This is a genomic window from Frankia sp. Cppng1_Ct_nod (genome assembly GCF_920656135.1).
Classification (GTDB): domain Bacteria; phylum Actinomycetota; class Actinomycetes; order Frankiales; family Frankiaceae; genus Protofrankia; species Protofrankia meridionalis.
In genome coordinates this window covers 80,625-91,656 of record NZ_CAKKTK010000006.1, presented here as the reverse complement: position 1 = coordinate 91,656, position 11,032 = coordinate 80,625, and the positions used below count along the sequence as shown (strand labels likewise).

At 71.1% G+C, this 11,032-nt stretch carries 10 protein-coding genes; 3 read left to right on the top strand and 7 right to left on the bottom strand.

All coding sequences use genetic code 11. The features are described 5' to 3' along the window. The 6 genes from ligA to mftF all read right to left on the bottom strand — a co-directional run. On the bottom strand, nucleotides 1–2,119 hold a 2,119-nt coding region (ligA, locus tag NBW77_RS03615; protein WP_250279273.1), incomplete at its 3' end, for an NAD-dependent DNA ligase LigA. Then, on the bottom strand, nucleotides 2,116–3,132 hold the full coding sequence (locus NBW77_RS03610) for a methionine synthase (protein WP_165486260.1): 1,017 nt from the start codon (nucleotides 3,130–3,132) through the stop codon (nucleotides 2,116–2,118). The genes NBW77_RS03610 and ligA, both read right to left, overlap by 4 nt. A gap of 92 nt (nucleotides 3,133–3,224) precedes the next feature. Next, nucleotides 3,225–4,280 (bottom strand): tRNA 2-thiouridine(34) synthase MnmA, encoded by a 1,056-nt coding sequence (gene mnmA / locus NBW77_RS03605; protein WP_131748064.1) that lies wholly within the window; start codon nucleotides 4,278–4,280, stop codon nucleotides 3,225–3,227. Between the two features lie 5 nt (nucleotides 4,281–4,285). After that, nucleotides 4,286–5,473, bottom strand: coding sequence for a cysteine desulfurase family protein (locus tag NBW77_RS03600; protein ID WP_131748165.1), 1,188 nt, complete (start codon nucleotides 5,471–5,473; stop codon nucleotides 4,286–4,288). A gap of 170 nt (nucleotides 5,474–5,643) precedes the next feature. After that, nucleotides 5,644–6,408 (bottom strand): enoyl-CoA hydratase, encoded by a 765-nt coding sequence (locus NBW77_RS03595; protein WP_131748263.1) that lies wholly within the window; start codon nucleotides 6,406–6,408, stop codon nucleotides 5,644–5,646. Beyond that, nucleotides 6,386–7,957, bottom strand: a complete 1,572-nt coding sequence (mftF, locus tag NBW77_RS03590; RefSeq protein ID WP_284346881.1) for a mycofactocin biosynthesis glycosyltransferase MftF — start codon at nucleotides 7,955–7,957, stop codon at nucleotides 6,386–6,388. The genes NBW77_RS03595 and mftF overlap by 23 nt, the downstream gene beginning before the upstream one ends. Nucleotides 7,958–7,978: 21 nt before the next feature. Here mftF and mftA point away from each other — a divergent pair, with 21 nt between their 5' ends. From mftA to mftC, 3 genes are all read left to right on the top strand, one after another. Then, complete coding sequence (mftA, locus tag NBW77_RS03585; protein ID WP_131748168.1) at nucleotides 7,979–8,092, top strand: mycofactocin precursor MftA; 114 nt, start codon at nucleotides 7,979–7,981, stop codon at nucleotides 8,090–8,092. 67 nt (nucleotides 8,093–8,159) lie between these two features. Beyond that, entirely contained in the window at nucleotides 8,160–8,462 is a 303-nt protein-coding gene (gene mftB / locus NBW77_RS03580) for a mycofactocin biosynthesis chaperone MftB (protein WP_131748170.1), read from the top strand. A 25-nt stretch (nucleotides 8,463–8,487) separates the two neighbouring features. Further along, a complete protein-coding gene (mftC, locus tag NBW77_RS03575) occupies nucleotides 8,488–9,636 on the top strand; it encodes a mycofactocin radical SAM maturase (protein ID WP_131748267.1) in 1,149 nt (382 codons plus the stop codon). Nucleotides 9,637–9,643: 7 nt separating this feature from the next. Here the strand turns inward: mftC and NBW77_RS03570 are convergent, their stop codons facing one another. Continuing rightward, nucleotides 9,644–11,005: a cation:proton antiporter gene (locus tag NBW77_RS03570; RefSeq protein ID WP_131748172.1), complete on the bottom strand. Its 1,362-nt coding sequence runs from the start codon at nucleotides 11,003–11,005 to the stop codon at nucleotides 9,644–9,646. Nucleotides 11,006–11,032 lie beyond the last annotated feature (27 nt).

Genomic DNA, 11,032 nt, shown 5'->3' with positions numbered 1-11,032 from the left:
CGGCGTCCAGCAGAACGGCGAAACCCGCCTCGTCGAGCACGGGAACCTTCAGCGCACGGGCCTTGTCGTACTTGCTGGCGCCGGGATCGGCGCCGACCACGACGAAGGTCGTCTTCCTGCTCACCGAAGCCGTGACCTTGCCACCCCGCGCCTGGACGACCTCGGTGGCGGAATCGCGGCTCCACGTCACCAACGTCCCGGTGATCACGATGGTAACGCCGGTCAGCGGGCCGGGCCCGTCGTCCGCGCCGGCGTCGGCAACCTGCGCTCCACCGGAGCGCACCCGTTCGAGAATCTCGCGGTGGCGCGGATCGGCGAACCAGTCCACGATGGACGCGGCAATGGTCGACCCCACACCGTCGACAGCGGCCAGGGCCTCGGTGGACGCGCCGGCGATGGCGTCCACCGAACGCATCTCCCGCGCCAGTGCCCTGGCCGCGCTCGGGCCGACGTGCCGGATCGACAGGCCGACTAGCAGCCGCCACAGCGGCCGGTGCCGGGCCTGCTCGACCCCGCGCAGAATCTGCTCGATCTTCTTCTGGCCGAACCCGCGCAGCCCCTCGAACGACTCCGGACTCAGGTGAAAGATGTCGCCGACGTCGTGTACCCGACCGGCGTCCAGCAGACCGGCCGCGGTCTCGTAGCCGAGCCCGTCGATGTCCAGGGCACCACGGGAGGCAAAATGGAAGATCGACTCCCGTAGCTGCGCCGGGCACGACACGGTGTTCGGGCAGCGGACGTCGACCTCGCCATCGGGCCGCACCAGCTCGGTATCGCACTCCGGGCAGCGGGTGGGCATCACAAAGGCGCGTTCGGAGCCGTCACGCAGGTCCACGACCGGGCCGACGATCTCCGGGATCACGTCACCGGCCTTGCGCAGGACGACGGTGTCGCCGATCAGCACGCCCTTGCGCTCGACCTGGTCGGCGTTGTGCAGGGTGGCGAGGCCGACCGTGGACCCCGCGACCCGCACGGGCTCCAGACGGCCGAACGGGGTGACCCGCCCCGTTCGGCCCACATTGACCTCGATGTCGAGCAACCGGGTGGTGACCTCCTCCGGCGGGTACTTGTAGGCCACCGCCCAGCGGGGGGACTTCGACGTGGCGCCGAGCCGGCGTTGCAGCCCGAACGCGTCGACCTTGACCACCACCCCGTCGATCTCGTGCTCGACGTCGTGACGGTGCTCACCCCACCGGCGGACGAACGCCTCGACCTCGGCGACACCCCCCACCACCTGGTGATGGTGGGAGACAGGCAGGCCGAGTTCGGCCATCCGGCCGTACGCCTCGGACTGGGCGGCGACGTCAAGACCTCGATGGACACCGAGCCCGTGCACGATCATGGACAGCGGCCGGGTCGCGGTCACCCGCGGGTCCTTCTGCCGCAGTGAGCCCGCGGCGGCGTTGCGCGGGTTGGCGAACGGCTTCGCGCCCGCCGCGACCAGCGTGGTGTTGAGCTCGGTGAACGCCACGGTCGGGAAGAAGACCTCGCCCCGGATCTCCAGCAGCTCAGGGACGCACGCGCCGTGCAGCCGGGTCGGCACCACCGACAACGTGCGGATGTTTCGGGTCACGTCCTCCCCGGTCCGCCCGTCGCCGCGGGTGGCCGCGCGCACCAGAAAGCCGTCCTCGTAGACGAGGTCGACCGCCAAACCGTCAATCTTCAGTTCGCACAGCCAGGCGTCCACCTCGGTGTCACGGGTGGCTCGGGCCGCCCAGGCCTCGAGTTCGGAGCCGGTGAAGACATTGTCGAGCGAGAGCATCCGTTCCAGGTGCTCCACCGGGGTGAACAGGGTCGAGAAGGACCCGGCGACCTTCTGGGTCGGCGAATCCGGGGTGCGAAGCTGCGGGTAGCAGGTCTCGATCTCCGCCAGCTCGTGCATGAGCCGGTCGTACTCGGCGTCGGAGACGGTCGGGGAATCCAGGACGTAGTAGCGGTAGGCGTGCTCGTCCAGATCACGGGCCAGCTCCGCCGCGCGGGCCCGCACCTCGGCCGCAACCTCGGCAACCTCGGCGGCATCGGCGGCATCGGCGGCATCGGCGTCAGCCACCAGCGTCGCATCCGGCGTACCTGCCGGGTCGCCCACGTTTGCCGTGCCCGGGGTGTCCAGCGGGCTCATGCCGAGTCGTCCGCCAGCGCTCGACCCGCCTCCCGGCAGCGGCGCAGTGCCGCCCTGGCATAGGCGGGCGTCGCGCCCGCAAGACCGCAGGTGGGAGTCACCGCGACCACCTCCCGAAGCTGCTCCGGCCGGAATCCCAGCCGTCGCCACATGGACCGGACCGGCTCGACGGTACGACGGACGTCCGACAGTTCCGTGTCCCGCGACGGCACCACCCCGAGCATCAACGCGACACCTGCCTCGACCGCCTCACCGACCGCTTCGTCGTCGGCCGGCGTGAGCAGGGTCGCGTCCACACCGACAAAGGCTGCCTTCGCCTGTCGCAGCAGCCCGACCGGCGGCGCCGACGCGCAACAGTGCACCCCGGTCGGTATCCCGGCATCGGCGAGCAGCCCGAACAGCGTGCGCAGGCGGTCGACGGCAACGCTCTCCTCCACCGCGGGCAACACCCCGAACCCGCTGGGTGTGCGGACCCGACCGGCGGTCACCGCCGGCAGGTACGGCTCGTCGACCTGCACCACCAGGCGGACGCCGGGCAGCACACGGCCGATCTCCGCGAGATGGCGGGCGAGGCCCTCCGCAAGGGCCTCGGCGATGTCGCGGGTCGCGCCCGCATCCTTGAGCGCCTTGTGCCCGCGCTGCAGTTCGACGGTGGCGGCAAGCGTCCACGGACCGGCGACGGCGACCTTGAACGACCCGCTGTAGCCGGCCGCGACCTCGCCCAGCGCATCCAGGTCGCGGGCCAGCAGATCATGGGTGCGGCGCAGGTCGAAACCGGGACGCGGGACCAGCCGCCACCCGGACGGTTGCAGATCGACCGGCATGTCCGCGAGCAGGCCCGCGGAGCGGCCGATCAGGTCGGCGCCAGCCCCACGGCCCGGCAACTCGGGCAGGTAAGGGAGGTCGGGCAGCTCGTCGAAGACGAGCCGGCACGCCTCGACCGGATCGGTTCCCGGCAACGACCCGACCCCGGTCGCCGTCCCGGGCTCCCACAGCGGCGCCGGGCGTGTCATCTGGCCCTCAACATCATGATCGCAACTTTCCTGTACCCTCGGGCGATCTAAGAATGTGGATCTCCGGAACGCCGGGCGGCCCGAATCCCGAATCAGCTGCCGAGTCGGGTGACATGACCGCCCCCGAGGACCCGGTCACCGTCATAGAGGACGACCGCCTGACCGGGCGCGGTGCCGCGGACCGGCTCGTCCAACAGCACGTGCAGCTCGTCGCCGACGCCCTCGACCGTGGCCGGGACCGCCCGCCCGTGCGCCCGGATCTGGGCCGCGCAGACGACCGGACCCTCGTACGGCCAGACCACCCGGTCGGCGACCAGACCTCGGACGTCGAGTGCCTCGGCCGGGCCGACCATCACCGTGGAGGTGACCGGTGAGATGTCGAGGACGTAGCGCGGCTTCCCGTCAGGTGCGGGCCGGCCGAGCCGCAGGCCGCGGCGTTGGCCGATCGTGAACGCGAACGCCCCGTCGTGCTCCCCCACAGTCTCGCCGGTGACGGCGTCCACCACGGGGCCTGGACGCGGACCGAGCCGCTCCCGCAGCCACCGGCCAGTGTCACCGTCGGAGATGAAGCAGATGTCGTGACTGTCCGGCTTGTCCGCGACCGCGAGACCGCGGCGTGCCGCCTCCGCCCGGACCCCCGTCTTCGTGGTGTCCCCCAGCGGGAAGATCGCGTGGGCAAGCTGCTCGGGGCGCAGCGTCCCCAGTACGTAGGACTGGTCCTTGTCCGGGTCGACCGAGCGGCGCAGCACCGCACCGGACAGCTGCGCGTGATGGCCGGTGACCACCGCGTCGAAGCCCAGCGCCAGCGCACGCTCCAGCACCGCCGCGAATTTGATCCGCTCGTTGCAGCGCACGCAGGGGTTCGGCGTCCGGCCGGCCTCGTAGGCGGCGACGAACTCGTCGATGACGTCCTGTTCGAAGCGGTCCGCGAGATCCCACACGTAGAACGGGATGGCGAGGACGTCGGCGGCGCGGCGGGCGTCACGGGCGTCCTCGATGGTGCAGCAGCCACGGGCGCCGCTGCGGTGCGAGTCCGGGGACTTCGACAGGGCCAGGTGCACACCGGTCACGTCATGGCCGGCGTCCACCGCTCGGGCGGCAGCCACCGCCGAGTCGACCCCTCCAGACATCGCCGCAAGCACCCGCATCCCGCTCACCCCCCGGACAGCCCGGCGAGCGCCCCGGCGCGGCGCGCCCGCTCCACCACTGGCGCGATCACCCTGACGAGGGCGTCGACATCACCACGTTCGGAGGTCCGGCCCAGCGAGAAACGCAGCGAGCCGCGGGCGCGGGACTCCGCCACGCCCATGGCCAGCAGAACGTGCGACGGCCGGGCCACCCCCGCGGAACAGGCCGAACCCGTCGAGCACTCGATCCCGTGGGCATCGAGCAGCAGGAGCAGCGAGTCACCCTCGCAGCCCGGGAAGGTCAGGTGGGCGGTGCCGGGCAGCCGTCCCGGACCGGACGGCGCCCCGTTCACCACCGCGTCCGGTACCTCGGCGAGGACCCGTGCGATCAGGTCGTCCCGCAGGGCGGCAAGCCGCACCGCCTCGGTGGGCTGTTCGGCGACGGCCGTGGTTGCCGCGGCGGCGAACGCGGCCACCCCCGGTGTGTCGAGCGTGCCTGACCGGACGTCGCGTTCCTGCCCACCGCCGTGGGTGAGCGGCGCCATCGCCAGACCCCGGCGTACCAGCAGCGCGCCCATACCGATCGGGCCGCCCAGCTTGTGGGCGCTGACCGTCAGCGCGTCCGCGCCGCTGTCCTCGAACGACACCGGAATGGACCCGACGGCCTGGACCGCGTCGGTGTGAAACGGGATGCCGTAACTGTGCGCAACCGCCGCGAGCTCCGCGACCGGTGAGACCGTTCCGACCTCGTTGTTCGCCCACATGATGCTGACCAGGGCGACGCTGTCGGGATCGCGCGTGATCGCGGCGGCGAGAACCTCGGGACGCACCATCCCGGTGGCGTCCACGGGCAGCAGTTCGACCTGGGCGTCCTGTGCCTCGGCAAGCCAGACCACCGCGTCCAGGATGGCGCGGTGCTCGACGGCGCTGACCAGCACCCGGTGCCGGCGGGGCTCGGCCGCCCGCCGCGCCCAGTACAGCCCCTTGATGGCCAGGTTGTCGCTTTCGGTCCCCCCCGCGGTGAAGACGACCTCGGACGGACGCGCGCGCAGCGCCGCAGCGAGCACCTCGCGCGACTCTTCGACTACTCTACGTGCACGACGACCACTGGCGTGCAGCGATGACGCGTTCCCGGCCTCCGCGAGCGCCGCGGTGTAGGCAGCCACGGCCTCGGGACGCATCGGCGTGGTCGCCGCGTGGTCGAGGTAGGTCACATCACCGAGGATATCCGCGCGTCGCCCCGGCACCCCCCCGACGACGAAGGCGCGGAGTCCGAAAGCCGACGCCGCGCCATGCCCCGCCGTGCCCCGCCCCGCCCCGCCCCGCCCCGCCGTGATGATCACAGCTGCCGTGGACGTCGCGCTTGCCCGCCGGATCGAAATCGCTACCCGATCTGACCCCGGCCACGCTCGATCACACTGCTGCGCCGACTGGCGACCTCGTCGGCGTTCAACCGGCGTCGACGTGCGACCTCGCGTTCGTTCGTGGCTGCGTCGACGGCGGTGCCGAGCTCGGACTGGTGGTACATCGCCCGGATATCCGCAAGATCCCCCGCGGGGATGGTGGCGATGTTCGCGGCGATCTCCAGAGCCCGCGGCAGCAGACTCTCGTGCGGAACGACCTCGTTGACCAGACCGATCCGCAGTGCCTGGGCCGCATCCACGTAGTTGCCCGTGAACGACATCTGACGTGCCCATGCGAACCCGACCGCCCGGGGTAACCGCCAGGTCAGTCCACCGCCGGGCATCACGCCGACCCGCGCGTGGGTGTCGGCGAAGCGCGCGCGTTCCGACGCGATGCGGAAGTCGCAGCACAGCGCCCATTCGAGGCCACCGGTCACGGTCGCCCCGTTGATCGCGCCGATCAACGGCTTGGTGGTCTCCAGCACCCCGTCGAACGGCCGCTTGTCCCAGTCCGCGGCCCGGCTGAACCTGCCCTCGCCCACCGCGACCAGGTCCAGACCAGCGCAGAAAGCGGGGTCGGCGCCCGTGAGCACGATCGCGCGCACGTCGTCCCGGTGGTTCAGCTCGGTTATGACACCACGCAACTCGTCGATCATCTCGGGAGTGATCGCGTTACGGACCTTCGGACGGTTCAGCGTGATGATCGCTGCTGGCGGCTGGACGTCAACTGTTACCTCGGTGGTCATATCGGCCAAGCATGCCGGCCCTGCTGCCCAGGCGCACCAGACCCACCCGACGGGTTCTCGATGGAGCCAGCTCCGTGACGGGCGGACGCAGCGGGAGAGTGGTGCGGGCACGCAGACAGCCCCACCAGACCCCGGCGCAGTAGGCGGCGTCGTCGGCCACTCGCAGCACGACGTAGGGGACGAGCCCGACGTCCGGACGGTCCCGCCACCAGTCCCACGCCGTCGGCAGCACCGCGGCGGCAACCAGCATCCGGCGACCGGGCCGACGAGCAGGCCGGCAGAGCGCGAACGCGGACAACGGTAGCCAAACCCGCCGTGCCGTGTCCGCCGCGGCCCACATCACATGCCGCCGGCCCTGGACGACCAGCACCGAAGCCAGCAGTCCGGCTCCCGGTACAGGGGTGCGCAGCTCGGTGAACCTCCGGCGTAACCGCACCGCGCTGACCACCGCGCCGCATCCGCCGACCCCGGCGGCTCCCGCGACCAACCGTGCAGACCCGACGGCCGCGATGACGCCTGCCGCGACACCGATCGCGGCGCCTCGTACCGGGCGGAGCGGCTCGGGATGACGCAGCGCGAGTGGCGCCGCGGACGATCCATAACCGAAGCGTTGCACGGCCCAGCCCGCCCATGACGTCCGCGGCCGGTGGATCACCACCGCGGCCGGTTCGTAACGCACCGACCATCCGGCCGCGGCCAGCCGCCAGGCCAGGTCGACGTCCTCGCCGTAGCGCATCGCCGGGTCGAAGTCGACCAGCTCCCGGCGGATCAACAGCGCGGCGGACGGAACGTAGGAAATTCGGCTGCCCGCGCGGACCGGGCCGGGTCGCGGGCCCAGGTCCAGCGGTGACCGTGACATCTCATAGCGGCTACGCAGGTTCCGGCCCGGAGCCGACGCCACCCGTGGCGCCGCCAGCGCGACCATCGGGTCGGCGAGATGCGGCAGCAGTCGTGACAGCCAACCCGCACCGGGCACCACGTCCGAGTCGAGGAAGGCGACGAGCGGGGTGCCCGCTGCCCGCGCCCCGGTCGAGCGGGCAGCTCCGGGTCCGAGCGACGTGCTGTGCCGGATGACCTGGACGCCGGCCAGCCGTGCGACCTCGGCGGTGGCATCGGTGGAGCAGTCGTCCACCACGATGATCTCCCGGCAGGTCCCTGCGACGGCGGCAAGGAGCCGGGGTAAGGCCCACGCCCGGTCACGCACCGGGATGACGAGGGTGACGTCGTCCGTATCCGGCGTACCCGGCGTACCCGGCGTACCTGCATCCGGGGGCATCGGGTCGGCGTGCCCGGCGCTCACAAGCCGGCGAGCGAGCGTACCCGCGCCCACTCCGGCATCCGCCACCGTCACGCCCGCGCGCAGCGCGTCGAACACGGCCGCGCCAGCTTCACTCAGAGTAAGCAGCCGCAGCGGCGAACCGCCCAGCAGCACGCGACCACGCGACAGGACCCGTAGGTCCGGTTCACACTGGATTGAAAACCCCGCGGGGAGCGGAACGGGGGTGGGAACAGACACCCGGCCGCCCCCGATACCGGTGCCGCTGCCCATCCGAGTCACAGGAGGAACCGTATGGACTCCGCCGATAGCGATGTTGCCTCCTGCGAGGTTCCGGACACCGAGCCGGTGCTCGAGGACCTCCTGGTGGAGGACGTGTCCATCGACGGCATGTGCGGGGTCTACTGAATCTGGGAGTGTCTGAACCCTTGGCTGTCTGAACCCTTGGCTGATCAGCACGGCGATCGGATCGATCTTGCCCTCACCGCCACATGCCCTCGGGCCTGCCACGACCAGCATCTTCGACCGCGACCGCGCCTACCGGCTGCATCCGAAGGTCGCGTTGCGCCCGGAGCGGTTCGGGGCGCTCGCCTACTCGTACGAGACCCGACGGCTGTCCCTGCTGAAGGATCTCGATCTGGTCTCGGTGGTGCGGTCGCTGGCGGACCATCCGTCGGCTGACGCCGCTTTGAACATCGTGCCTGCCGCGAAACGGCCGGCGGTGGAGCGGGCACTGGCCCGCCTGGTGGAAACGGGGTTCGTCCGTGAGCGTCACTGACACCGCAGGCGTCACCGGCACCGCCATGGCCGGGCGGGTCTCGGCGAGCCGGTCGTTGCAGGACGAGCTGCTGCGCGGTCTGGACGCCCCGATCTGCCTGACCTGGGAGTGGACGTACGCCTGCAACCTGGCATGCGTCCACTGCCTGTCCTCGTCGGGACGGCGCGACCCCCGCGAGCTGACCACCGCCCAGATGCGTTCGGTCGTCGACCAGCTCGCCGACATGCAGGTCTTCTACGTCAACGTCGGCGGCGGCGAGCCCATGACCCGGTCCGATTTCTTCGAGGTGCTGGAGTACTCGGTCGACCACGGGGTCGGGGTCAAGTTCTCCACCAACGGCGGGATGATCACACCTGAGAAGGCACGGCGGCTCGCGTCCCTGGACTACGTCGACGTCCAGATCTCCCTGGACGGCGCGGACGCGATGACCAACGATCCGGTCCGCGGCTCCGGCTCCTACGACCGGGCGCGGACCGCGATGGACCACCTCGCCGCCGCCGGGTTCGGCGCGTTCAAGCTTTCCGTCGTCGTGACCAGGCACAACGTGAGCCAGCTCGACTCGTTCGAGATGCTGGCGCGGGACTACGGCGCCGAGCTTCGGGTCACCCGGCTGCGTCCCTCCGGCCGGGGCCGCGACTCCTGGTCGCAGCTGCATCCGACCGCAGCCCAGCAGCGCGACCTGCATTCCTGGCTGTTGGCCCGTCCGAACGTGCTGACCGGTGACTCGTTCTTCCACCTGGCGGCCTACGGCCAGGCCCTGCCGGGGCTGAACCTGTGCGGCGCCGGGCGGGTGGTCTGCCTGATCGACCCGGTCGGGGACGTCTACGCCTGCCCGTTCGCCCTGCACGATCATTTCCGCGCCGGAAGCGTCCTGGACTCCGGCGGGTTTGCCGCGGTGTGGCGGGGCTCGGAGCTGTTCACCGAACTACGCGAACCGGGCAGTGCCGGAGCGTGTACATCCTGCGGGCACTACGACGCCTGCCAGGGCGGATGCATGGCGGCGAAGTTCTTCACCGGTCTCCCGGTGGACGGCCCTGACCCCGAGTGCGTACTCGGTCATGGTGAGGCGGCGCTGGCCGCGGTGAACGCCGCGAGCCTTCCCACGGTCGACAATGATCACAGCAGAAACGACCACAGCAGGCGGCGGATGCTCCCCCTGTCCGTCCTGCGCTGAGACCCGTTCACGCTTCCTGGCGACGGCGTCCAACGTCCGGCCCCGGAATGTGCACCCCTGTGTCGGCAGCGGGGCCCAGCTGCCGACACAGGGTCTCGTCGGCGGTCTGCTCGACCCGTCGCATCGTGATCCGCAGGATCGGCGGAGTCATTACGGTGGTGACAAGCGCCACCAGGACCACCACCGTGTAGACCGCCGTGTCCAACACGCCGAGGCGGAGCCCCACCGCGGCGACCACCAGGCCGATCACCCCGCGGGCGTTGAGCCCTGCGCCGAGCGCCAGCGCCTCCCAGTGGCCGAGCCGGCTGGCCCGCGCGCCGAGGTAGACGCCGCCGAACTTGCCCGCGACGGCGAGCAGCAGCACCACCAGTCCGGCGGCGAGGACCGACAGATCGGTGAGCATGCCGAGGTCGACCCGTAGCCCGGCAGTGGCGAAGAAGATCGGGGCCAGTACGGTGAGCACCACCGTCCGCAGCGGCGCGACCCGGTCGGGGATGAAGTCCCGACTGGACCCGACGACGATGCCGGCGATGAAGGCGCCGAAGATCGCCTCAAGTTTCAACGCATCCGTCGCCGCAGCCGCGGCAAGGATCAGCAGCGTGACAACCGGGATGCAGCCGCTGCCGTCCCGCGCCGCCCCGGCGAACCGAAGCGCGGCCCGGACCACCGGCCGGCCGGCCACCAGGGCGACCAGCACGGTGCCCAGCACGCTCACGACCGGCACGGCGATGTCACCGCCATGCACGCCTGTGGTCGCCATCGCCGACACCACCGAAAGCATCGACCATCCGACCGCGTCGTCGACCGCGGCCGCGGCCAGGGTGAGCTGGCCGACGTTATGGTCCAACAGGTGCATGTCGATAAGGATCTTCGCGGCGACCGGAATCGCGCTGACACCCAGCGCGACACCAAGAAACATCGCGAACACCGGCCGATTGGCGCCATCTGCGACGAACGAGTCCGGCAGCAGCAGTCCCCCTGCGACACCGAGGCCCACTGGAATCAGCAGCCCGGCGAGGCCGACTCGGGCGACGGTCAGCCTGCGGCGGCACACCAGCCGGATGTCCATCTCCATCCCGGTGAAACCGACCAGCAGAATCACGCCGAGCTGACCGACGGCGTCGAGGAGATGGAACTGATCGGCGCGCGCAGGCAGCAGCCAGCCGGCGAAACCGGGCGCTAGCGTGCCGAGCAGGGACGGCCCGAGCAGCACGCCGGTGACCAGCTCACCTACCACGGCGGGCATTCCGAGCCGCATTGCCGCCCGGCCCAGGAGATGAGCAAGCCCGAGCAGGACAGCGATCTGGAGCAGGAAGACGAGAAGCACCTGCGACGACAGCGTGGCCACCGGACCGGACGCGTAGGCCATCACTACTCCTGCCAGGAGGTCAGGCGG